Raw genomic sequence first — 23851 nt, forward strand, 5'->3', positions numbered from 1 at the left:
ATTCTACCAACCAACCGTATGCGACCCCAATCAATGAAACCATCCCTTGCGCTTTTCGTGGCCGCCCTGCCGCTTGTCCTTTCGTCATGTACCCAGGAGCAACAAAATAAGATCAGCCGGACCGTGCAGAACTGGACGGGGACGAATGGCGTGCTGGAATTTTATGCAGGCGACAAGCTGGTGCGGCGCTTCATCCATATCGACAAGATCTCGACCGCGCTGGGCACCGATGACAAGTCGCCGCGCTCGTATCGCTATGGCTACGGCGTTCTTGATGAAAACTTCAACATGCTTGCCGATGCCGGCGAGAAAAAAGTCTATTTCGAGATCAGCGATTTCGGCGCGAGTTACATCTTTTTCGAAAATCCGCGTTGATTTCCCTTGAAGTTTTTTGTTGCGAGTTGCAAATGTTGATGGAAATTTTCCACAAGCCGCCTATGCTGAATTTCTCCCAGCTGGAGAAATCCATGAAGCGTTGGCTGACTGTGAAGTTGATTGTCGTTGCGGGCGTGATGCTCGGCGGATGCACCACACCGGTGGTCAAGAGCAATGTGACTTCCTTCCACGAATTACCGGCCAGCCTGCAGGACAAGACCTTCGTCTTCGAGCGCACGCAGGAACAGGAAAACAGCCTCGAATATCGCAACTATGAAAACCTGGCGAGCGCCGAGCTGGTGCGCCTTGGATTCCGGGAAGTTCCGACTATCGCAGCGGCGAAACTCAAGGCATCGATGGGCTATAAAGTCACGGTGCGCGACGTGCGCGTGGTGGAGCCGGTCATCGTCAACACCTACTGGCCGGGACCGTTCTGGCCGGGTCCCTATTGGCGCGGCTACTACGGCCCGTTCTACGATCCGTTCTGGTACGGCCCGCCGATTGTCGAGCGCCGCGACAGCAGTTTTCAGGTGTTTAACCGGCAATTGAAGTTTGCCCTGGCGCAGACCTCGAACGGCAAGACGGTGTTTGAAACGACCGTGGTGAGCGAAGGCGCCAACGGTTCGCTGGCGGCGGTCATGCCTTACATGATACGCAGCGCGTTTGCGGACTTTCCCGGACCGAACGGCGTGCCGCGGCAAATCGAGTTGAAGATGGAAAAATGAGTCGGCGCTGCCGCGATCGATGCGGCAGCGACCCGGAGTCAGGCATCCATTTCCTCCAGCACCGCATTCATCGCGCGATCCAGCGCCGCGTCAATCGAAATCGCCGTCGCCCCATCTTCGCGGAACGATTGCGCCAGCTCTTCGAAGGTCAGCGTAAACGGTTCCTGCCCGCGCCTGCCGGCAAAGATGAAGCGGGTACGGCGCGGACTGATCCATGCCAGCCTGTATCTTGCTTTCGCACCGCTGTTGCGGACAAACTCGACCCACGCGTCAGGTTCGAGGCCGTCGACCAGATGCATGGACACGTCGGCGGGTTGATCCGCCTGCTCCGTCGCGCGCAGGTTGAGGCGGCGTTCGCTTGCTCTTTGCACCGCGTTCATCGTGATTTCGAGCTGCGCGCGCGGCGACAGTTCACCGGCGGTGCGCGCGATCGACGCATGGCGTTCGGCCAGCGACGAGAAGAATGCGACCCGCTCCGCACCGTCCCACTTGACCACGTTGAGCCACGCATTGAGTGTGGACAACAGTGACGGCAGCCTGCCGAGAAGTTCCTTGCGCTCGTCGCCGCCGTTCTTCGGCTTGACGCTCCAGATCAGTTCGTCCATCGCCTTGAGCGCACCGGGCAAGGCATCGGGCCGGGTGTCTTCCACCGTATGCGCCAGGCCCAGCACGCGCGTCCATTGCGACTGCAGGAACGCTTCGACAAACCCCGGCACCTCGCCGGACTCGATCCGCAGCGACACATGATGCGCCGCCAGCTCCCTTGCGCGCGCGATGCGCTCCTGCTGCAAGGCCTGCGCCACGGCGTGCGACAGCGCCGCATCGGCGACCTGCGCTTCCTGCGCAAGGAAGGATTCCAGATCGGTGGCGGCATTGTCGAACATGGCGAGCTGCGCATCGTATTCCTGCTGCACGCGATCGACGAGGCCTTCAATCATGCGGTACAGCGGATCGTCATGCACGGGTCCTTGTTCCATGCCCACGCCGGACTTGACGACCGTGTCGACCAGGCGGCGCGCCGGATGGTCGGCCCGGAAGAAGAATTCGTCGTCGGCGAGTGCCGCCTTCAGCATCGGCACTTGCAAGCGAACCAGCAGCCGCTTGATATCGGCGGGGATGTGCGGCTCATCGAGAACGCGGTCGAACATGCGCGCCAGCAGTTCGATGGCATTTTCATCGGCCTGCGACAGCATGCCGCGCGGCGCCTGCTGTCCAATCTGGCGCAGCACAGATGCATCCGTTTGCGCGCCTTGCATGCCGCGCAGATAGTCGCGCAAGCCGGGATGGGTGACTGCTTGCCGGCCATGCGGACCCGCGGCCGTGCCCAGCTCCGAAGGCGACAGCCAGCGATTCAGCTTGTCGTAGATCGGCAGATTGCGGCGCGGCATCTCGCCGGCGTGCCGCGCATGGCTGGCCAGTTTATTCAGGCGATATGCGTCGGCCAGATTCGGCACGATACCGTTGGCGATCAGGGCGTCATTCAAGGCCCGCAGAATCGGATCGAGCTGCAGAAACACTTCCGGCCGCATCTGATTCAGTACCACTCGCTGCGATGTGCCGCTCAGATCGAACTTGCCCCATGCATCGGCGACGGCCTGCAGGAAGACGTGCGGGCGAAACGGATTGTGCGCGATGCCAACTTCGACCTTTCCCAGCAGGCTGGCGATGCGGATATTCAAGGCATCCAGTGCTTCGGTATTGGCAGCGTCAAGCGCATGACTGAGGTGGTCGATCAACACCTTCTGTTCCATCGCCTCGAAGGTCACGAGCGACAGATCGATGGCGTCGCGTTCCATCGGGGATTTTTCCGGCTGTTCCGTCGCACGGAGCTCCTGCTGCAAGGCGTCGGCGAGACACGCAGGCAACAAGCGGTGAAAGGTCGCCCTGTTCCTGCTCAGGTGACGAAACGCATTCGCGGCGATCTCCGTGTCGCTCGAGCGAGCGGCATGGTCCGCGAGTGTGGACAAGGCATCCAGCAGACGTGACACGAATGCATCCTGTTGCGCCGCAAGCTGTTGCGATGCAATCGATACGAGCGTCCTCAATACCGGCATCCGGAAGGACGGCGGCACGGCTTTATCGCATGGATGATTGGCAAGCTGGTCGGCCATGAGGGACGGAGGGCGCGTTCATGTCCGATGATTCTAGTAGGCAACAACAGGAAATCAAAGGGGTTTCATGTATCGCTTGCCATGCAGATAACATCAAGGACGGCACCGGGAGGTTGATGCCATCTTTGCAATTCAAGCGCAGGACAGCAGCGCCGGCAAGACCGGCCTCGCCTGCCGCAAGCTCAGGTATACAGCCACTCCGACACAAAGGTGAGCGCCATCACGAAAAGCACCGCCGCCACCAAAATGATGAGCAGCCGGCCGAAGCGTGGCGCGTCGTCCGTGCCGGCGGGCTGCTCTTCCGGGTGCTTCATCGGATTGTGATTGGAATCTTCCATCTGCATCTTTCCTTATTGATCAGGGAATGAGAATGGTCGATCCGGTCGTCTTGCGCGACTCGAGATCGCGATGCGCCTGCGCCACATCCTGCAACGCATAACGCTGATTGATGTCGATCCTGATCCGGCCGCTCTCGACCATGCCGAACAGGTCGGCCGCCATCGCATCGAGGTCTTCGCGCTTGGCGATGTAATTGAAGATCGATGGCCGGGTCAGGAACAGCGAGCCGCGCGACGCCAGTTCGTTCAGGGTGAATGCCGGCACCGGCCCCGATGCCGCGCCGAAGCTGACCATCATGCCGAGCGGCGACAGGCAGTCGAGCGAACCGGTGAAGGTGTCCTTGCCGATCGAATCGTAGACCACCGGCACGCCTTTGCCGCCGGTGATTTCCTTGACGCGCTCGACGAAATTTTCCGTGTTGTAGTTGATGGTGTGGGTGCAGCCGTGCGCCTTCGCGAGCGCCGCTTTCTCGTCGGAGCCGACCGTGCCGATCATCGTCACGCCCAGCGCTCTCGCCCACTGACAGGCGATCAAGCCGACGCCGCCGGCTGCCGCATGAAACAAGATCGTCTCGCCGCCCTGCAAGCGATAGGTGCGGCGGAACAGATACTGCACGGTCAATCCCTGCAGCATCATCGCCGCGCCGGTGTCGAAATCGATGGCGTCGGGCAGCCTGACCAGCGGCGCGGCCGGCATGACACGCACTTCCGCATACGCGCCGGACGGGCGGCCGGCATAGGCGACGCGGTCGCCCGCCTTGACGTGCGTCACACCCTCGCCTACCGCTTCCACGACGCCCGCACCTTCCATCCCCAGACCGCCCGGCAGCGGCTGCGGATAGGCGCCGGTGCGGAAGTACACGTCGATGTAATTCAAGCCGCATGCCGCCTGGCGCACGCGTGCTTCGCCGGGGCCGGGATTGCCTGCTTCGACTTCAACGTACTCCATCACTTCGGGACCGCCGATCTTGAATATCCTGATTGCTTTTGCCATGGTTGCCTCGCTCTTGTTATTGCTCATGAATGGGAAGGATGACGCGGCGTCAGTTGCGACAGCAGGATCCGCGCAGTCGCCGGATTGGTCGCGCACGGCACGTTGTGCACATCGCATGCGCGCACCAGCGCGTTGATATCGGGTTCGTGCGGCTGCGGCGTCAGCGGATCGCGCAGGAAGATGACGGCGTCGATCTTGCCTTCCGCGAGTTCCGCACCGATCTGCAAATCGCCGCCGAGCGGGCCGGACAGCTTGCGTTCGATCGTCAATCCCACTTCCTGCGACAAGCGCTTGCCGGTGGTGCCGGTGGCGGTCAGCACGCATTGCCGCAGCACATCGGCAAATTCGGACGCGAGCTCGACAATCTCGTCCTTCTTGTTGTCATGCGCGATCAATGCAATTCGCTTTTTCACCGCTGCCCCGTCTCGAAAAAATCAGAATGTGCCCGGATAATTGCCGCCATCGAGCAGCACGTTCTGCCCCGTCATGTAACCGGCGTGCACGCTGCACAGGAATGCGCACGCCGCCCCGAACTCCGCCGCATTGCCGAAACGCTGCGCGGGAATCTGCAAGCGCCGTGCCGCAGCCACCTCGTCCAGGCTCTTGCCTGCGGCAGTGGCGGACGCGCCGAGCGTCTTCTTCAGGCGATCGGTCTCGAACTGCCCCGGCAGCAGGTTGTTGATGGTGACGTTGTGCGCCACCGTCGTGCGCGCAACACCCGCGACAAAACCCGTCAGTCCGGAGCGCGCACCATTCGACAGACCGAGGATATCGATCGGCGCTTTCACCGCACTGGAGGTGATATTGACGATGCGGCCGAAGCGGCGCGCCATCATGCCATCGACCGTGGCCTTGATCAGCTCGATCGGCGTCAGCATGTTCGCGTCCAGCGCGGCGATCCAGTCGTCGCGCGTCCAGTTGCGGAAATTACCCGGCGGCGGCCCGCCCGCGTTGTTGATCAGAATGTCCGGCTGCGGGCACGCGGCCAGCGCCATGGCGCGGCCTTCGGCGGTCGTGATGTCGCACGCCACCGCATTGACCGTCACGCCGGTCGCGCGGCGGATTTCCTCCGCTGCCGCTTCCAGCGCATCGGCCGTGCGTGCGACCAGCGTGATGTTGACGCCTTCCGCCGCCAGCGCATCGGCGCAGCCGCGCCCCAGTCCCTTGCTCGCGCCGCAGACGAGCGCATGTTTGCCGCGTATTCCGAGATCCATTTCGTCCCCTACGATTTCTTTCGTGATAACAAATATATGCCGACCAACACCAGACCTGTGCCGGCAAGCTGAATGGCGGTGATCGGCTCATCCAGAATCATCGCGCCCAGGAACAGTGTCGATACCGGCCCGATCATGCCGGCCTGCGATGTCGTGGCGGCACCGATCCGCTCCACCGCGACCATGGTCAGAATCACCGGCAACACCGTGCACAGCACGGCGTTCACGATCGACAAGCCATAGACCGGCATCGGCTGGATCAGCATTGCCGGCGGCCGCAGCAGGAAGAACTGCACAATGCATGCCACGCTCGACACGCACATGGCATAGGCGACGAGACGCAGCGACCCGACCTTGCGCACCATTTCACCGGACATCAGCAGATAGATCGCATAGGCGATGGCGCTGCCCAGCACGAATGCGCCGCCCAGTATGACGTTCGACCCGCCGGCCCTGGCATCGTGCAAAAACACCAACACGGTGCCGAGATACGCAGTGCCAAGCGCCAGCCATTCGACTATCGTGATTTTTTTCTTCAGGAACACGACCGAAATCAGCAGCACGAAGGATGGCGTCAGAAACAGGATCAGGCGCTCCAGTCCCGCGGTGATGTATTGCAGTCCGAGAAAATCGAGAAAGCTCGACAGGTAGTACCCAAGCAAGCCCAGCACCACGATCCTGCCGCGCTCGCCATTGGTGAGAGGTTCGCCGGTGCTGCCCTTCCAGATCGCCAGTGCCGCGAAAAACGGCAGCGAAAAAATCATGCGGAATGCAATCAGCGTCACTGCATCGATGTGATAGCGGTACAGAAGCTTGGCGACGATCGCCTTGGCCGAAAAAAGAATGGCGCCGATGATGGCGATGGCGAGACCGGCAAGCAGGCTTTGCCGATTGGAAGATTCAAGCGTGGCGGAAGGCATAGCGCGATTGTACGATGCGGTGCGATTTTGCACATTTTGCGGCGCGGGCCAATGGAAGGCGCAAGCCGTCGCGGCGCGGACATGCCACCATACGGATAGGCAAGAGCCAAGCGCCCTTCGCCTACCGTTTCATGATCGATCCCAGCACGCCGCGAATGATTTCCCGTCCCACTTGCGAGCCCATGCTGCGCGCTGCCGACTTGACTGCGGCCTCTACCACCGTGTCCTTGCGACGTGCATTACTACCGCTGCCGAACAGCCCGCCCATCGCATTACTGAGCATGTCGCCGATGGAAATACCGGATGAAGACGGTTCGGCTGCCGTGCCGGCATCGCCATTGCGGGACGACTGCGGCGCATTGGGCGACGTTTCCTGTTTAGCAATCACGCGCCCCCTGAAATGTTCGTAAGCCGATGCGCGGTCGATCACCTTTTCATACACGCCGGCCACCACGGAATTGGCGATGATTTCGCTGCGTTCGGCGTCGCTGATCGGACCGATTTGCGATGCCGGCGGCACCACGAAACCGCGCTCGACCATGGTGGGGCTGCCTTTTGCGTCGAGGAAAGAAATCAGCGCTTCGCCCACACCCAGCTCGGTGATCACTTGCGCGGTGTCGAGTTGCGGATTGGGACGGAAAGTCTCCGCCGCCGCCTGCACCGCCTTCTGGTCGCGCGGCGTGTAGGCCCGCAAGGCATGCTGCACCCGGTTGCCCAATTGGCCGAGCACGGTATCGGGGATGTCGAGCGGATTCTGCGTGACGAAATACACGCCGACACCCTTGGAGCGAATCAGGCGCACGACCTGCTCGATTTTCTGCAGCAAGGGCTTGGGCGCTTCGTTGAACAAGAGGTGCGCTTCGTCGAAGAAGAACACCAGCTTCGGCTTGTCGAGATCGCCGACTTCCGGCAGATCCTCAAACAGTTCCGACAGCATCCACAGCAGGAAAATCGCGTACAGGCGCGGCGAATTCAGCAGTCTGTCCGCCGCGAGGATATTGACGATACCCTTGCCCCTGGCATCGGTTTGCATGAAATCCTCGATGTTGAGCATCGGTTCGCCGAAGAAGCGGTCACCGCCCTGCTCATCGATCGCGATCAGGCCGCGCTGGATCGCACCGACGCTGGCGGCAGAAATGTTGCCGTATTCGGTCTGGAATTCGGATGCGTTCTCGCCGACATGCTGCAGCATCGCGCGCAGGTCCTTGATGTCGAGCAAGAGCAGTCCATTGTCGTCGGCGATCTTGAATACCAGTTGCAGCACACCCTGCTGTGTGTCATTCAGATTCAGCATGCGCGACAGCAACAAGGGGCCGAGATCGGAAATGGTCGCCCGCACCGGATGGCCCTTCTCGCCGAATACGTCCCAGAATGTGACGGGACAGGCTTCCCATTTCGGCTCGTCGAGCTTCAATTGGGTGAAGCGTTCCTTCACCTTGCCGATAAAGGTCCCGGCCTTCGCCATGCCGGAAAGGTCGCCCTTGACGTCGGCCATGAACACCGGCACGCCGATGTCCGACAGCGCCTGCGCCATGGTCTGCAAGGTCACGGTCTTGCCGGTTCCGGTCGCGCCGGTGATGCATCCGTGACGGTTGGCGAGGTTCGGCAACAGGACCAGCTCAGGGGCTTGATTCGGGGCTTCATTCTTCGCGATCAGGAGTGGATTCGGCATTGTTTTCAGGGATTCCGGGCGGATTTCGGGAAGGGTCGATATGCTAAAATTGTAGATTGATTTCAGGCTTGTCAATATTTTATTTTGAGCCGGGCAGCAAGGCGCGAAACGAATCATTGAGCGACGCCAAATTAACTCATCTCCAAGAAAGACTCCTCATGGCTGGACATAGCAAGTGGGCCAATATCAAGCATAAAAAAGCCGCAACCGATGCCAAGCGAGGCAAAATCTGGACCCGCCTGATCAAGGAAATCACGGTGGCGGCGCGTCTGGGCGGCGGCGACATGGCCAGCAATCCGCGCCTGCGTCTGGCAGTGGACAAGGCGGCCGATGCGAACATGCCGAAAGACAACGTCAACCGTGCGGTCCAGCGCGGCACCGGCGGGCTGGATGGTGCCAACTATGAGGAAATCCGCTACGAAGGCTATGGCATCAACGGCGCGGCCATCATTGTCGATTGCATGACCGACAATCGCGTGCGTACCGTGGCGGAAGTGCGCCACGCGTTTTCCAAGTTCGGCGGCAACATGGGCACAGAAGGTTCGGTGGCCTTTCTCTTCAAGCACTGCGGGCAATTGTTTTACGCTCCCGGCACCGATGAAGACGCGCTGATGGAAGCGGCGCTCGAAGCCGGCGCGGAAGACGTCATGACCGACGACGAAGGCGGCATCGAAGTCATCACGCCGCCGCACGACTTTTCCGCAGTCAAGGATGCACTGGGAAAAGCCGGCTTCAAGGCTGAAATGGCGGAAGTCGTGATGAAGCCGGCGACCGAAACGATATTCACCGGCGACGATGCGCTGAAGATGCAAAAGTTGCTCGACGCGCTGGAAAACCTGGACGATGTGCAAGAGGTCTATACCAACGCCGTGATCGAGGAATAAGGCCTCCACGGCCGTCGCGCCGGCAACAGCCGGCAGACAATCTCCCATCAGCACGGATTTCCGGTCCGCGCTACCCGAACAATGTCATAGTGATATGTCCATGAAAATACTTGTAGTCGGCTCAGGCGGCCGCGAACACGCCCTGGCTTGGAAGCTGGCTCAATCCGAGCGTATCCAAAAGGTCTACGTAGCCCCCGGCAACGGCGGCACCGCGCTCGATCTCCGTTTGGAAAATGTGCCGATCACCGATCCGGCATGGCTGGCGCAATTCGCCATCAAGGAAAACATCGCGTTGACCGTGGTCGGGCCGGAAGCACCGCTGGCCGCCGGTATCGTCAATATCTTCCGCGACCAGGGACTGAAGGTTTTCGGCCCGACCAGGGAAGCGGCGCAGCTCGAAAGTTCGAAGGATTTCGCCAAGGCGTTCATGAAGCGCCACCGCATTCCCACCGCCGATTACCAGACCTTCTCCGATGTCGCCGCCGCGCATCGCTACATCAACCAGAAAGGCGCGCCGATCGTGATCAAGGCCGACGGCCTCGCGGCGGGCAAGGGTGTAGTGGTGGCGATGACGGTCGACGAGGCGCATGCCGCAGTTGACATGATGTTGTCTGACAACAAACTGGGTGACGCCGGGGCACGCGTCGTGATCGAGGAATTCCTAGCCGGCGAGGAAGCGAGCTTCATCGTCATGGTCGATGGCAAGCACGTGCTGCCACTGGCCACCAGCCAGGATCACAAGCGCCTGAAGGACAACGACGAAGGCCCGAACACCGGCGGCATGGGTGCCTATTCGCCGGCGCCGATCGTGACGCCGGCGCTGCATGCGCGCGTGATGCGCGAAATCATCAACCCGACCGTGCTCGGCATGTCGAAGGACGGCATCCCCTTCACCGGCTTCCTGTACGCCGGCCTGATGATCGATGCCAAGGGCAATCCGAAGACGCTGGAATTCAACTGCCGCATGGGCGACCCGGAAACGCAGCCCATCATGGCGCGCCTGAAAACCGATCTGGTCGGCGTCATGGAACATGCAGTCAATGGCACGCTCGATGCCGTGGAGCTCGAATGGGATCGCCGTACCGCGCTGGGCGTGGTGCTGGCTGCCGGCGGCTATCCGGACGCGCCGACGAAGGGCGACGTGATCAGCGGCATTCCCGATGAGACTGCGGATTGCGTGACCTTCCATGCCGGCACCACGCTCACCGACGACGGCAAGCTGCTGACTTCCGGCGGCCGGGTGCTGTGCGTGGTGGGACTGGGCGACAGCGTACGCATGGCGCAGAAGCACGCCTATGACGCCGTCGACAAGATCCGCTTCAACGGCATGCAGTTCCGCCGCGATATCGGCTGGCGGGCGCTGAAGCGTCCTGCCTGAGCGACAATGAGCGCCCGGTTCAAGGCAGCCATCCCCAAGCTGGCTTCGGCAGACATCGGGCGCAGCCTTGCTTTTTTCGAGCAGCTCGGCTTTGCGAGCATCGCCGCATATCCGGACTACGGCATCGTTGAACGCGACGGCGTTGCCATCCATTTCTGGCTGTGCAACGACCCGCGCATCGCCGAGGCAACCGGTTGCAGGATCCATGTCGAAGGCATCGATGCACTCTTTGACGCGTATGCGGCGCTGAACATCATTCATCCGAACGACCCCTTGTCCGACAAACCGTGGGGCATGCGTGAATTCTCCATCCTCGATCCGGATGGCAATCTCGTGACCTTTGCCGAAGAAACCGCCTGATCAGCTTCACCATTGCGCGGAACCTGCTTGCCAACCCGCCAAGGTACCCAGGGGTAAAATCCCCTCTGATTCTTTTTACCCGAAACATCGTGATCCAGTCCCCCACCTCCCCTTTCATCGTCAAGACCTGGCTGCTCGATTTGCAGGCGCGCATCATCACCGCGCTGGAAGCCATCGACGGCAGGCAATTCATCAACGACACTTGGGAGCGACCGGAAGGCATGGGGCCGATTTCCGGCGGCGGTATCTCGCGCATTCTGGAGGAAGGGAATGTGCTGGAGCGTGGCGGCGTCGGCTTTTCGCATGTCAGCGGCCAAAGTCTGCCGCCTTCTGCGGCAGCCAACCGCCCCGACATTGCCGGACGCAACTGGGAAGCGATGGGTGTGTCGCTGGTGCTGCACCCGCGCAATCCGTACGCACCCACCGTACACATGAACGTACGCTTTTTCACGGCAACCGCGCCCGGACAGGAGCCGGTCTGGTGGTTCGGCGGCGGCATGGACCTGACGCCGTATTACGGCTTCGAGGAAGACGTGACACACTTCCATCGAACCTGCCGCGACGCGCTTGCGCCCTTCGGCGACGATCTGCATCCACGCTTCAAGACATGGTGCGACGAGTATTTTTACCTGAAGCATCGCAAGGAACCGCGCGGCGTGGGCGGCATCTTCTTCGATGACTTCCACGCGCTCGGCTTCGAGCAAAGCTTCGCGATGATGAAGAGCGTCGGCGATGGCTTTCTCGATGCCTACCTGCCCATACTGCAGCGGCGCAAGGACACGCCTTACGGCGAGCGCGAGCGCGATTTCCAGGCGTATCGGCGAGGACGCTATGTGGAATTCAATCTGGTATTCGACCGCGGCACGCTGTTCGGCCTGCAATCGGGCGGACGCACCGAATCGATCCTGATGTCGATGCCGCCCATCGTCAAATGGCGCTATGGCTGGACGCCGGAACCGGGCAGCGATGAGGCCCGGCTGTATTCCGATTTCCTGATCCATCGGGAATGGGTGTGAACGCGCATCGACGCTGCGTCGCCATCCTCGGCGGCAGTTTCGATCCGGTGCATAACGGCCACGTCGCGCTGGTCGCATATTTCGCGAAGCTGCTCTTTCCCGACGAAGTGCGCATCATCCCGGCTGGCAATCCATGGCAGAAAGGGAACCTTCAGGCGAGCGCAGAAGATCGCCTGCACATGCTGCGCCTCGCCTACGACAAGCAGGCTTTCAACGTCACCATCGACCGGCAGGAAATCGAACGCCATGGCGCGAGCTATACCATCGACACGCTGCGCGCGATCCGCGCCGAAACGGGCCCTGATACGTCAATCGCATTCCTGATAGGCGCCGATCAATTGCAGAAACTGAATACCTGGAAGGACTGGCAGCGACTATTCGACTACGCCCACATTTGCGCCGCATCGCGCCCGGGCTTCGCGCTGGACGCCGGCCATGTACCGGCGGAAGTGGCGCGCGAGTTTGCACGGCGCGCCGCGACGCCGCAGCAGATTCGGGAAACGTCGCATGGCCTGACCTGTCTCGCGACGAATCTGGCGATCGACATTTCCGCGACGGAAATACGTGCCGCACTTCAACGCGAAGAACAACCGGAATCGCTGATCCCGCCCGCGGTGCTAGACTATATAAAACACCATCACCTCTATACACACCAAGCATACTAATGGACATCAAAAAACTTCAAGCTCTTGTAATCGACGCCCTCGAGGACGTCAAAGCCCAGGACATCCGCGCATTCGACACCGTCCACCTGACCAGCCTGTTTGACCGCATGGCAATCGCATCCGGCACTTCAAACCGCCAGACGAAAGCGCTCGCGGCATCCGTGCGCGACAAGGTCAAGGAGAACGGCGGCAGCATCATCAGCATCGAAGGTGAAGACACCGGAGAATGGGTGCTGGTCGATCTGGGCGACATGATCGTGCACATCATGCAGCCGGCGATCCGCGACTACTACCGTCTGGAAGAAATCTGGGGCGAGAAGGAAATCAAGCTCGGCGCCGCCAAGCGCACTTCCAAACGCACCGCGAGCGCGGATGGCGCCGACGAAGCGCCGAAGAAGCGAACAACGCGCCATCTGGCCGCCAGCCAGGCCACGCTCGACGACGAACCGAAGAAACCGGCACGAAAAACCACGACCCGCACCGCTACCACCACGACCGCGAAGAAGACTGCTGCAGCCAAAACCGCCAAGGTGCCTGTCGGCAAGAAGGTCAAGGTGGCGGCACCAAAGAGCACCAGCTCCGCACCGAAGAAAGCCACCGCCAAGCGCACCCCCGCCAAGGCCAAGACCGCCTGATCGGACTGCATGCAGCTCGTCATTGCGGCGGTGGGCCACAAGATGCCCGCCTGGATCGAGGCAGGATTCAACGAATACGCGAAGCGCATGCCGCCGGAATGCCGCATCGCGTTGAAGGAAATCAAGCCGATCGACCGCTCCGGCAGCAAGACTGCCGACACCGTGATGGCGCTGGAGCGCGCCCGAATCGAAGCGGCCATCCCGAAAGGGTCGCGCATCGTCGCTCTCGACGAACGCGGCAAGGACATCTCGACCGTACAGCTGTCGCAACTACTGACCCAGTGGCAACAAGACGGACGAGATGTTACATTCGTGATAGGCGGCGCCGACGGGCTGGACCAGGGATTCAAGGCATCAGCGGACATGCTGGTGCGCATTTCCAGCCTGACTTTGCCGCACGGGATGGTGCGGGTATTACTGGCTGAACAACTCTACCGTGCCTGGTCGATAACGCAGAATCACCCCTACCACAGGGTCTAGAAAAATTACATGAAACCGGCAGACCACAAGATTTACCTCGCATCGAAAAGCCCGCGCCGCCGCGAGCTGTTGCGTCAGATCGGCGTCGAATTCGAACTGCTGTTGCTGCGCGACCACACAGCCAGAGGCCCGGACGTGAACGAGGATGTGCATCCCGGTGAAAAGGCGGAAGACTATGTCGCCCGCGTCGCAAAGGAAAAGGCCGAGTACGCCGCCAATGTGATGTTGTGGCGCCGGTTGCCGGTGCGCGTGGTACTGGCGGCGGACACAACCGTGGTGGTCGATGGACGCATTCTCGGCAAACCGGCCGACGCGGCGGAAGCCGCGGAGATGCTGAAAGCCCTGTCCGGGCGAACGCACCAGGTGTTGACCAGCATCGCCGCGCGCCAAAACGACACCACCTGGCAGCACACGCAAATCTCGGACGTCACCCTTTCCACATTGACCGACGCGATGATCCGCGCCTACTGCGCAACGACGGAGCCGTATGACAAGGCCGGTGCCTACGGCATACAGGGCATGGCGGCGGTCTTCGTCGAAAAGATCGTCGGCAGCTACACCGGCATCATGGGTCTACCCTTGCACGAAACCGCGCAGCTGTTGCGCAAGGCCGGCATTTCCGTGCTATGAGCGAAGACATTCTCGTCAACATCACGCCGCAGGAAACACGCGTCGCGCTGATCCTGCAAGGCGCAGTACAGGAACTCCACATCGAGCGCACCCTGTCGCGCGGCATGGCCGGCAACATCTATCTCGGCAAGGTAGTGCGCGTGCTGCCCGGCATGCAATCCGCGTTCATCGATATCGGACTGGAGCGCGCCGCCTTCTTGCATGTTGCCGATATCTGGGAAGCGCGCCCGCACGACAATCCCACCGCGCCATCGATGCCGATTGAAAAGCTGCTGCACGACGGCCAGTCGCTGATGGTGCAGGTCATCAAGGACCCGATCGGCACCAAGGGGGCGCGCCTGTCGACGCAGATTTCGATCGCCGGGCGCATGCTGGTCTATCTGCCGCAAGACCCGCACATCGGCATTTCGCAGCGCATCGAGAACGAGAGCGAACGGGAAGCGCTGCGCGGCAAGGTGCAGCGCCTGTTGCCGCCCGAGGAAAAAGGCGGCTTCATCATCCGCACCATGGCCGAAGACGCATCCGAAGCCGATCTGCAGATGGATATCGACTATCTGCGCAAGACCTGGTCGACCATCGCGCAGCAGACCAAGACGCGACCCGCACCCAGCCTGCTGTACCAGGACCTGAGCCTCGCGCAGCGCGTGCTGCGCGATTTCGTCGGCGACGACACCCTGAGCATCCAGGTGGACTCACGGGAAAACTTTCAAAAGCTGCAGCAGTTCGGCGCGATCTACACGCCGTCCGTGCTGGCCAAGCTGACCCACTACACCGGTGAGCGCCCGCTGTTCGACCTGTACGGCGTGGAAGAGGAAATCCAACGCGCGCTGGGCCGCCGCGTCGATCTGAAGTCCGGCGGCTACCTGATCATCGACCAGACCGAGGCGATGACCACCATCGACGTCAACACCGGCAGCTATGTCCACGGCCGCAACTTCGATGACACGATCTTCAAGACCAATCTCGAAGCGGCGCACGCCATCGCGCGCCAACTGCGCCTGCGCAATCTCGGCGGCATCATCATCCTCGACTTCATCGACATGGAGAACGCGGAGCATCGCAGCGCGGTGCTGGCCGAACTGAACAAGGCGCTGTCGCGCGACCGCACCAAGGTATCGGTGTCCGGCTTCTCGCAGCTCGGACTGGTCGAAATGACACGCAAGCGCACCCGCGAGTCGCTGTCGCATATCCTGTGCGAAACCTGCCCGGCCTGCAGCGGCAAGGGCCAGGTCAAGACCGCACGCACCATCTGCTATGAAATCCTGCGCGAACTGCTGCGCGAGGCGAAGCAGTTCAACCCGCGCGAGTTCCGCATTCTCGCCTCGCAGGTCGTGGTCGACATGTTCCTCGAAGAAGAATCGCCACACCTGGCGATGCTGGGCGACTTCATCGGCAAGCCGATCTCGCTGCAGGTGGAGACGGTGTACCACCAGGAACAGTACGACATCATCCTGATGTGAATTTTCAGGCGGCCTCAAATATGAAGTGCAATACATACATGCAAGTATGTATTGCGATGGGGGTCTATCTTCGGCAACGCATTTAGGCCAGCAACCAGCCTTGGAGGTCGCAAATATGTCCAACATCAATGCCACTGGAGCATATCGTCTTACCGGTACAGCAATTTCTATTTCAGAACTTGCAAAGAACAAGCCCGGCATGGTGGTCAAAGCGACCGACGAACAGATCGCCGAGATCAAATTGCACGAGGAGCAGGTGCAAGCGCGTGACGCAGTCAATAATCGTTACGCCGAACAGCACCCGGACAAGGTCTATGGCCAGGTTGTGGTCGATGGGAAGCTCTTTGCAACGGTTTACGATTCGGGCGTTGCGACCATGCCATACCAGATCCCCGGCCTGTCAAATGAGGGCTTCGGGACAGAATTGACGCAAACCAGGCTTGCCGAAATCGCGAAGGCCGCGAATGGCGAGATTATCCATTCCAGTTTCTTCCCGGATGCGGGAATCTCTTTTCGCAGCGCTCCGGAATCGGACCTTCCTCCCGTTACGGCACGCAGTCTGATTGACTTCACGCGCGAACTGAGCTGGGCACGGGAGCGATCCCGCATGGAGGCAATGGAGCAGCGCGTCCAAGGGCAGGACTCTCCTCTTGGCGAAACAAAAGTGAAATAGGTTTGCTCTGACCTGTTGATGTGAGATGAATCGGGGCTGGGAGCAATCAGCCGGCCCTCTCTACTTTCCAAGCCATGCCTGCCGGCAACCGCGCCGCCGTACTGGATAGCACCGGCGGCTGACCTCTTCCCACCGACCGCGCGCCCCCTTTCCAACCGCTTTCGACTGCCTTTCGGCAATTTTTTTCAGCGTTTATGCAACTACTTGCATAAACCCGAAATGCCGCCTACACTTTTGCAACCAGTTGCATAAAAGGAGACATGATGAGCCAGTACCCGCAGCTTCTGAAACCGCTCGACCTCGGTTTCACCACCCTGAAAAACCGCGTGCTGATGGGTTCGATGCACGTCGGCCTGGAAGAAGTCGAGAACGGTTTCGAACGCATGGCCGCCTTCTATGCGGAACGTGCGCGTGGTGGCGTCGGCCTGATCGTGACGGGAGGCATCTCCCCCAACAAGCGCGGCCGTCCGATGCAAGGCGGCGCGATGCTGACCACGGAAGCCGAGGCCGAGCATCACAAGCTGGTGACGGCTGCCGTGCATGCGGAGGGCGGCAAGATCGCGATGCAGATCCTGCACTTCGGCCGCTACTCCTACCAGCCGAATCTGGTCGCGCCGAGTGCGATCAAGGCGCCGATCAATCCCTTCGTGCCGCATGAACTCAGCGCCGCAGAAGTGGAAGAGACGATCGCCGACTTCGTCAATTGCGCCGCCCTCGCGCAGCATGCCGGCTACGACGGCGTCGAGATCATGGGTTCCGAAGGCTATCTGATCAACGAATTCATCGCGGCTCGCACCAATCAGCGGCAGGACGAATGGGGCGGCAGCTACGAGAATCGCATCCGCTTTCCGCTCGAGATCGTGCGCCGCACGCGCGAGCGCGTCGGCAAGAACTTCATCATCATCTACCGTCTCTCGATGCTGGATCTGGTCGAAGGCGGCTCGTCGCTGGAAGAAGTGATCGCACTGGCAAAGGCGGTCGAGGCCGCCGGCGCGACCATCATCAACACCGGCATCGGCTGGCACGAGGCGCGCATACCGACCATCGCGACCAAGGTGCCGCGCGGCGCGTATGCTTGGGTCACGCAACGCGTGAAGGGCCATGTCTCGATTCCGCTCGTTGCCACCAACCGCATCAACACGCCGGAAGTCGCCGAGCAGCTTCTCGCAGATGGCTATTGCGACATGGTTTCCATGGCGCGTCCGCTGCTGGCCGATCCCTTCTTCGTGCGCAAGGCGGAACAGGGACGTGCGGACGAGATCAATACCTGCATCGGCTGCAATCAGGCCTGCCTGGACCACACCTTCGGCGGCAAGATCACGTCCTGCCTGGTCAACCCGCGCGCCTGCCACGAAACCGAACTGGTCTATCAACCTCTTGAAAAACGCAAGCGCATCGCCGTGGTTGGCGCGGGGCCGGCCGGACTCAGCTTCTCGATCACCGCCGCCGAGCGCGGCCACGACGTGACGCTGTTCGAGGCCGGTCCGGAAATCGGCGGCCAGTTCAACATCGCCAAGAAAGTGCCGGGCAAGGAAGAGTTCCACGAAACGCTGCGCTACTTCGGCAGGCAGGTCGCGCTGCGCGGGGTCAGGCTGGTGCTGAACACGCGCGTGGATGCGCATCAACTGCAACAGGATGGCTACGACGAAATCGTGCTGGCGACCGGCGTGACGCCGCGCGTGCCGGCAATCGACGGCGTCGATCATCCCAAGGTGCTCGGTTATCTGGACGTGCTGCGCGACGCAAAACCGGTCGGCAAATCGGTCGCGGTGATCGGCGCGGGTGGTATCGGCTTCGACGTCGCCGAGTACCTGACGCATGCGGGCGAGAGCGCCAGCGTCAACCCGGAGAAGTTCTATGCCGAGTGGGGCATCGATACGAACTACCGCGCGCCGGGCGGTATTCGTCCTCCTCAGGTCGAGGCCGCGCCACGGCAGATCCACATGCTCCAGCGCAAGGAGAGCAAGGTCGGCGACAACCTCGGCAAGACGACCGGATGGATACACCGCACTTCGCTCAAGGCACGGCGCGTCGGCATGACACCGGGCGTCGCTTACCGCAGGATCGACGACGCCGGGCTGCATGTGAGCATCGACGGGCAGGATCGCGTACTGGCGGTCGATCACGTGGTGTTGTGTGCCGGCCAGGAGCCGCTGCGCGAGCTGTACGAGGGCTTGAAATCGGCCGGTTGCAGCGTGCATCTGATTGGCGGCGCGGATGTGGCGGCAGAACTGGATGCCAAGCGTGCGATCGATCAAGGCACCCGCCTGGCGGCAGTGATCTGAACAACACAACAGCGGTAGACACCTGCAATCATTCTTTTGGAGATTTCCATGACAAATTCCCTTTCCGCGTTGAAGCCCGCCGTCGCCGCATCGCTTTCAACATGGCACGTCATGGTGGCAAAAGGCGATCTCGCTGCGCTGCCCTCGATCGTGCATCCGGATGCGGTGTTCCGCTCGCCGATGGCGTTCTCGCCATACAAGTCGGCCGATGCCGTCGTGCTCGTCCTCAACACTGTCATCCGCGTGTTCGAGAATTTCACCTATCACCGCGAACTTGCCACGGATGACGGCCTGAATGTCGTGCTCGAATTCAGCGCCAACGTCGGCGACAAGGAGTTGAAGGGCATCGACATGATCCGCTTCGACGCACAAGGCAGGATCGTCGAGTTCGAAGTCATGATCCGGCCAGCCAGCGGCTTGCAGGCGCTGGGACAGGAAATGGGGAAGCGCCTCGGACAACAGCTGCCGGCGTACAAATGAATCCTGGCGGGGTTCGAGCGGCAATGCGGCTGAACCCCGGATTCGGCGGCGTGCGCCTTCGGATCCGCGTGGGATAATCGCCCCCGCGCGTCAACTTCTCATCCCTCATGTCCCTACCCCACGCACTTCTCACCTCCCTGATCGAGCATCCTAGTTCGGGTCTGGAACTGGCCCGCCGCTTCGACCGTTCGATCGGCTACTTCTGGCATGCGACGCATCAGCAGATTTACCGGGAGCTGGGACGGCTGGAGAATGCCGGCTGGGTCGAATCCCTGCCCCCCGAGTCGGGGCGCGGGCGCAAGAAGGTGTACCGCGTGCTGCCTGCCGGTCGCAGGGAATTGAAGCGCTGGACCGCGGAAAGCCAGGACCCCAGGCCCATGCGCGACGAATTGATGCTGCGGTTGCGCGCCGAAGCGGTGATCGGCCCGACCGCAATCAGGCAAGACATCGAGCGCCGGCGCGAGATGCATCGCCAGCAACTCGCGCTCTACCGGCAGCTCGAAGCGAGCGATTTCCCCTCGGACGATCTGTCGCGCGAGAAACAAATTCAGCACCTGATCCTGAGCGCCGGCATCATGCTCGAAACGCTGTGGGTCGAGTGGTCGGAAAAAGCGATCGAGGTACTGTCGCAACCGGCGCAGAAATAGCCGGAATCCTATTCCCCTGCAAGCGCAGCATCGACCATGAAATGGCCTTATTGCGCAAAGCGTTATATCATTTCATATATAACGAATAGGCCAATGAAGCCATGCCCTCACCGAAACCCATGAAAATCCAGGGCCGCCTGTGGCTCGAACAGGACGAGCGCAGCCTCGCCGGCCATGGCCGCATCGACTTGCTGCAACGCATTGCCGAATCCGGCTCGATCAGCCAGGCGGCCAAGAGCATCGGCATGAGCTACAAGGCGGCATGGGATGCGGTCGATGTGATGAACAACCTGTCCGGCGCGCCGCTGGTGGAACGCAGCACCGGCGGCAAGGGCGGCGGCGGCACCCATCTGACGGAGCGCGGCCAGCGCCTGATCGCCTCGTTCAGGCGGATCGAGGAAGAACATCGCCGCTTCCTGCAATCCCTGGGCGAACACATCGACGACTTCGCGGACACGTACCAACTGATTCGGAGATTGAACATGAAGACCAGCGCACGCAACCAGTTCTACGGCAAGGTCAGCCGCATCAAGCACGGTGCCGTCAACGACGAGATCGAGATCGAATTGCCGGGCGGCGACAGGATCGTTGCCGTCATCACGCAGGAAAGCACGCAGCATCTGGGACTCGCAATCGGCTCTGACGCGATCGCGCTGATCAAGGCACCGTGGGTGATGCTCGCCACCGGCGCGGACGACCTCAAGCTGTCGGCGAGCAACCGCCTGTCCGGCAGCGTGGTCAAGCTGACGCCGGGCGCAGTGAATACGGAAGTGATCCTCCAGCTGCGCGGCGGTGCCACAGTCTGCGCCATCGTCACCAACGACAGCGCCGCGGAACTCGCGCTGGCCGAAGGCAGGCCGGCGACCGCCATCTTCAATGCCTCGCATGTCATCGTCGGGGTGCCGGCATGAGCCGCCTGATTTCCGTTTTCGTCGCCCTGCTGCTCCTGTCGCAGCAAGTGCTGGCCGACACGCTGACGGTTGCCGTTGCCGCCAACGTGCAATACGCATTCGACGATCTGCAGGCGGAATTCAAGAAGGAAACCGGACACGACATCAAGCCGATCTACAACTCGTCCGGCAAGTTCGCCGCGCAAATCCTGAACGGCGCGCCATTCGATGTGTTCCTGTCGGCCGACATGGAATACCCGGACACGCTATACAAGAAAGGTGCCACCGCCACCGCGCCGAAGATATATGCCTACGGCACGCTGGTGCTGTGGAGCATGAACGATATCGACCTGTCCAATTGGCAAGGCACGCTTGCCGATCCGGCCGTCAAGAAAATCGCCATCGCCAATCCGAAGACCGCCCCCTATGGCCGAGAAACTTTCAAGGCCCTCGCCTACTACAAGCTCGATGAAACGCTGAAACCCAAAATCGTGCTCGGCGAAAGCATCGCGCAGACCAACCAGTACATTCACTCCAGAGCGGCCGACGCCGGCTTCACCGCCAAATCGGTCGTGCTGTCGCCGGAGATGAAGGGCCAGGGAAAGTGGATCGACGTGCCAAAGGAGGCGTACCAGCCGATTGCACAAGGCGCGGTGATCCTCAAGCATGGCCAGGCCACCAACCCGAAGCTGTCGCAGCAATTCCACGACTTCCTGCATTCGGCGAAGGCACGGGCGATATTTGAACGCTACGGCTACGCCCTGCCATGAACCGACTGCCGGGACGCATCGCACACATCGAAATCGCCGGCAGCATCGCGCTGGTGGACGTCGAAGTGGGCGGCCAACGCTTCACCGCGACGCTGGTCGGCGCCAGTGACGAAGCTTCGACATGGCCGATCGACATGCCAGTGACGCTGCTGTTCAAGGAAACCGAAGTCTCGCTCGCGAAGAACCTGTCCGGCCTGATCAGCATGCGCAACCGCATTCCGGCCACGGTGACCGCCATCGAACGCGGGCAGCTGCTGACCAGGGTCACGCTCGACTTCATCGGCTGCGAACTGGTGTCGATCATCACCACCCGTTCATCGCACGCCCTTGCGCTGGAGATCGGCGACGCGGTCGAAGGATTGGTGAAGGCCAATGAAATGACGCTGCTGCCGGAGTCGGTCTGATGAGTTTCGACTGGCAGCCGCTGCTGCTCACCTTCCGCCTGGCAGCCATCACCACCGCCATTCTGCTCGTTATCGGCATCCCCCTCGCCTGGTGGATCGCGCACACCCGCATCCGCCTCAAGCCCGTGGTCGAAACCCTGGTCAGCATGCCGCTGGTACTGCCGCCGTCAGTGCTGGGGTTCTATCTGCTGCTCGCATTCAGCCCGCAGAACGCATTCGGTCAATGGCTGGAGCAATGGTTTCACCTGCGCCTGGTATTCAGCTTCGAAGGCCTGATCATCGGCTCGGTGATCTTCAGCCTGCCGTTCATGGTGCATCCGGTGCAGGCGGGCTTCCAGAATCTGCCGGGATCGCTGCTCGAAGCATCGCGCACGCTCGGCAAACCGGACATCGTCACCCTGTTCCGCGTGCTGCTGCCCAACATCAAACCGGCATTGCTGTCCGGCGCGGTGCTCAGCTTCGCCCACACGGTCGGGGAATTCGGCGTCATCCTCATGATCGGCGGGAACATCCCCGGCGTCACCAAGGTCGCCTCCATCGCCATCTACGACGAAGTCGAAAGCCTGAACTACGCCGCGGCGAATTTCTACGCCGCCGTGCTGTTCGCGGTGACCTTCGCGATCCTGCTGACGGTGTATGTCGTGAACAAGAAATTGAAAGCGATATGACGTGATCGAAATCGCCTTCACCAAGACATTACAAAGCGCAACCGGCCGGCTCGAACTGGATGTCCATGCCGGCATTGAATCCGGCAGCTTCGTCACGCTGTTCGGCCCCTCCGGCGCAGGCAAGACAAGCATCCTGCGCATCCTCGCCGGCGTGACCACACCCGATCACGGCAGCATCGTGGTGGACGGCGTGACCTGGTTCGACTCCGACAAGCGCATCAACCTGCCGCCCCAAAAGCGCGCCATCGGCTTCGTGTTCCAGGACTACGCACTATTCCCCAATCTCAGCGTGCGGCAGAACGTCGCATATGCCGTCACCGCGAACGACGCAGCTTGGGTGGACGAGTTGCTCGACCTGATGGGCCTGACGGCACTGCAACACCGCCTGCCGGACACCCTGTCGGGCGGACAGAAGCAGCGCGTCGCACTGGCCCGCGCCATCGCCAGAAGACCCCGCCTGCTGCTGCTCGACGAACCGCTATCGGCGCTCGACGCACAACTGCGCAGCCAATTGCAGGACGACCTGCTGCGGCTGCACCAGCGCTTCGGCCTCACCACCCTGCTAGTCAGTCACGATCTGGGAGAGGTCTTCAAGCTGTCGCAGCGAGTATTGCGTCTTGAAAACGGCCGCATCATGCAGTCCGGCTCACCCGCCGAAGCCTTCCTGCAAAAGCAGCTCGCAGGAAAACTCCAGCTGCACGCACAGGTCCTGACCATACGACGCGAAGAAGTCATTCATATCGTCACACTGCTGATCGGGCAGGATATCGTCGAAGTGATCGCCTCTGACGATGAGGTACTGGGATTGCGGCAAGGGGATTTTATTTCGATGTCGGCAAAGGCATTCAGTCCGTTGCTGATCAACAGCAGGGGGAGTTAGCGGTCCTGGCCATCGAGTGCGGCAGTTGCTGACCGCTGAACTGCCAATTGCAAACGCATTTGTTCATGCGCAAAGCATATGGAGTTATTTTGGATGGGGATCATCGCCTTGAATTCGCACCAAACGATCTCGCCGGATTCTCATCCTCGATCAACTTGTACGCAGTGCCGTCGAAGCGGTAACGCGCCTACTGAGCACGAATGGAACTCCGCAGCGTTCGCAAGTGGCAGATCTCGTACACGACGTATTCCTTGAAGTCTTCGCTTCAAATTGGATAACCGAGTTTTGTCTGCACAT

27 protein-coding genes are annotated in these 23851 nt (G+C 61.1%); 20 read left to right on the forward strand and 7 right to left on the reverse strand.

Annotation, left to right across the window (positions count from 1 at the left end; all coding sequences use genetic code 11):
• The first annotated feature begins 33 nt into the window (after positions 1–33).
• Together D3870_RS13875 and D3870_RS13880 are read left to right on the forward strand one after the other, a co-directional pair.
• Positions 34–375: a hypothetical protein gene (locus D3870_RS13875; protein ID WP_422879667.1), complete on the forward strand. Its 342-nt coding sequence runs from the start codon at positions 34–36 to the stop codon at positions 373–375.
• Between the two features lie 92 nt (positions 376–467).
• Positions 468–1100, forward strand: coding sequence for a DUF4136 domain-containing protein (locus D3870_RS13880; RefSeq protein ID WP_119742119.1), 633 nt, complete (start codon positions 468–470; stop codon positions 1098–1100).
• 38 nt (positions 1101–1138) lie between these two features.
• On the opposite strand, the gene D3870_RS13885 is transcribed toward D3870_RS13880, so the two are convergent.
• The 7 genes from D3870_RS13885 to D3870_RS13910 all read right to left on the reverse strand — a co-directional run bounded on the left by D3870_RS13885 (position 1139) and on the right by D3870_RS13910 (position 8349).
• Positions 1139–3211, reverse strand: coding sequence for a DUF1631 family protein (locus tag D3870_RS13885; RefSeq protein WP_119739966.1), 2073 nt, complete (start codon positions 3209–3211; stop codon positions 1139–1141).
• A gap of 182 nt (positions 3212–3393) precedes the next feature.
• Positions 3394–3549, reverse strand: a complete 156-nt coding sequence (locus tag D3870_RS22560) for a hypothetical protein (protein ID WP_199710805.1) — start codon at positions 3547–3549, stop codon at positions 3394–3396.
• A gap of 19 nt (positions 3550–3568) precedes the next feature.
• Entirely contained in the window at positions 3569–4543 is a 975-nt protein-coding gene (locus D3870_RS13890) for a quinone oxidoreductase family protein (RefSeq protein WP_119742121.1), read from the reverse strand.
• Positions 4544–4566: 23 nt separating this feature from the next.
• Positions 4567–4956 (reverse strand): methylglyoxal synthase, encoded by a 390-nt coding sequence (locus tag D3870_RS13895; protein WP_119739967.1) that lies wholly within the window; start codon positions 4954–4956, stop codon positions 4567–4569.
• Between the two features lie 21 nt (positions 4957–4977).
• Complete coding sequence (locus D3870_RS13900; RefSeq protein ID WP_119739969.1) at positions 4978–5757, reverse strand: SDR family oxidoreductase; 780 nt, start codon at positions 5755–5757, stop codon at positions 4978–4980.
• A gap of 8 nt (positions 5758–5765) precedes the next feature.
• Positions 5766–6677, reverse strand: coding sequence for a DMT family transporter (locus D3870_RS13905; protein ID WP_119739971.1), 912 nt, complete (start codon positions 6675–6677; stop codon positions 5766–5768).
• A gap of 121 nt (positions 6678–6798) precedes the next feature.
• Positions 6799–8349 carry a helicase HerA-like C-terminal domain-containing protein gene (locus tag D3870_RS13910; protein ID WP_119739973.1) on the reverse strand — a complete coding sequence of 517 codons (1551 nt, stop codon included), beginning with the start codon at positions 8347–8349 and terminating at the stop codon, positions 6799–6801.
• Positions 8350–8507: 158 nt separating this feature from the next.
• Here D3870_RS13910 and D3870_RS13915 point away from each other — a divergent pair, with 158 nt between their 5' ends.
• From D3870_RS13915 to D3870_RS14000, 18 genes are all read left to right on the forward strand, one after another.
• The gene (locus tag D3870_RS13915; RefSeq protein WP_119739975.1) at positions 8508–9233 is read left to right on the forward strand and encodes a YebC/PmpR family DNA-binding transcriptional regulator; all 726 of its coding nucleotides are present in this window, start codon (positions 8508–8510) and stop codon (positions 9231–9233) included.
• A 100-nt stretch (positions 9234–9333) separates the two neighbouring features.
• Positions 9334–10611 (forward strand): phosphoribosylamine--glycine ligase, encoded by a 1278-nt coding sequence (gene purD, locus D3870_RS13920; RefSeq protein ID WP_119742123.1) that lies wholly within the window; start codon positions 9334–9336, stop codon positions 10609–10611.
• 6 nt (positions 10612–10617) lie between these two features.
• Entirely contained in the window at positions 10618–10971 is a 354-nt protein-coding gene (locus D3870_RS13925; protein WP_119739977.1) for a bleomycin resistance protein, read from the forward strand.
• An 89-nt stretch (positions 10972–11060) separates the two neighbouring features.
• On the forward strand, positions 11061–11987 hold the full coding sequence (gene hemF, locus D3870_RS13930) for an oxygen-dependent coproporphyrinogen oxidase (protein WP_119739979.1): 927 nt from the start codon (positions 11061–11063) through the stop codon (positions 11985–11987).
• Positions 11978–12652: a nicotinate-nucleotide adenylyltransferase gene (locus D3870_RS13935; RefSeq protein WP_119739981.1), complete on the forward strand. Its 675-nt coding sequence runs from the start codon at positions 11978–11980 to the stop codon at positions 12650–12652. Before hemF ends, D3870_RS13935 begins: the two co-directional genes overlap by 10 nt.
• Entirely contained in the window at positions 12652–13287 is a 636-nt protein-coding gene (rsfS, locus tag D3870_RS13940; protein WP_119739983.1) for a ribosome silencing factor, read from the forward strand. The genes D3870_RS13935 and rsfS overlap by 1 nt, the downstream gene beginning before the upstream one ends.
• A gap of 9 nt (positions 13288–13296) precedes the next feature.
• The gene (gene rlmH / locus D3870_RS13945; RefSeq protein ID WP_119739985.1) at positions 13297–13767 is read left to right on the forward strand and encodes a 23S rRNA (pseudouridine(1915)-N(3))-methyltransferase RlmH; all 471 of its coding nucleotides are present in this window, start codon (positions 13297–13299) and stop codon (positions 13765–13767) included.
• 9 nt (positions 13768–13776) lie between these two features.
• On the forward strand, positions 13777–14397 hold the full coding sequence (locus D3870_RS13950; RefSeq protein ID WP_119739987.1) for a Maf family protein: 621 nt from the start codon (positions 13777–13779) through the stop codon (positions 14395–14397).
• A complete protein-coding gene (rng, locus tag D3870_RS13955; protein WP_119739988.1) occupies positions 14394–15857 on the forward strand; it encodes a ribonuclease G in 1464 nt (487 codons plus the stop codon). The genes D3870_RS13950 and rng overlap by 4 nt, the downstream gene beginning before the upstream one ends.
• A gap of 115 nt (positions 15858–15972) precedes the next feature.
• Positions 15973–16530 carry a hypothetical protein gene (locus D3870_RS13960; protein ID WP_147375800.1) on the forward strand — a complete coding sequence of 186 codons (558 nt, stop codon included), beginning with the start codon at positions 15973–15975 and terminating at the stop codon, positions 16528–16530.
• Between the two features lie 263 nt (positions 16531–16793).
• Positions 16794–18815, forward strand: a complete 2022-nt coding sequence (locus D3870_RS13965; RefSeq protein WP_119742125.1) for an oxidoreductase — start codon at positions 16794–16796, stop codon at positions 18813–18815.
• A gap of 48 nt (positions 18816–18863) precedes the next feature.
• Complete coding sequence (locus D3870_RS13970; RefSeq protein WP_119739993.1) at positions 18864–19295, forward strand: nuclear transport factor 2 family protein; 432 nt, start codon at positions 18864–18866, stop codon at positions 19293–19295.
• A gap of 107 nt (positions 19296–19402) precedes the next feature.
• Positions 19403–19942 carry a PadR family transcriptional regulator gene (locus D3870_RS13975; RefSeq protein WP_119739995.1) on the forward strand — a complete coding sequence of 180 codons (540 nt, stop codon included), beginning with the start codon at positions 19403–19405 and terminating at the stop codon, positions 19940–19942.
• A 119-nt stretch (positions 19943–20061) separates the two neighbouring features.
• Entirely contained in the window at positions 20062–20853 is a 792-nt protein-coding gene (locus tag D3870_RS13980) for a TOBE domain-containing protein (RefSeq protein WP_242489981.1), read from the forward strand.
• Positions 20850–21602, forward strand: a complete 753-nt coding sequence (modA, locus tag D3870_RS13985; RefSeq protein WP_119739999.1) for a molybdate ABC transporter substrate-binding protein — start codon at positions 20850–20852, stop codon at positions 21600–21602. Before D3870_RS13980 ends, modA begins: the two co-directional genes overlap by 4 nt.
• Positions 21599–22006 (forward strand): TOBE domain-containing protein, encoded by a 408-nt coding sequence (locus tag D3870_RS13990; RefSeq protein WP_119740001.1) that lies wholly within the window; start codon positions 21599–21601, stop codon positions 22004–22006. Before modA ends, D3870_RS13990 begins: the two co-directional genes overlap by 4 nt.
• A complete protein-coding gene (gene modB, locus D3870_RS13995; RefSeq protein ID WP_119740003.1) occupies positions 22006–22674 on the forward strand; it encodes a molybdate ABC transporter permease subunit in 669 nt (222 codons plus the stop codon). Before D3870_RS13990 ends, modB begins: the two co-directional genes overlap by 1 nt.
• 1 nt (position 22675) lies before the next feature.
• Entirely contained in the window at positions 22676–23554 is an 879-nt protein-coding gene (locus tag D3870_RS14000) for an ABC transporter ATP-binding protein (RefSeq protein WP_119740005.1), read from the forward strand.
• Positions 23555–23851 lie beyond the last annotated feature (297 nt).

This window comes from Noviherbaspirillum cavernae (assembly GCF_003590875.1).
Lineage (GTDB): Bacteria > Pseudomonadota > Gammaproteobacteria > Burkholderiales > Burkholderiaceae_D > Noviherbaspirillum > Noviherbaspirillum cavernae.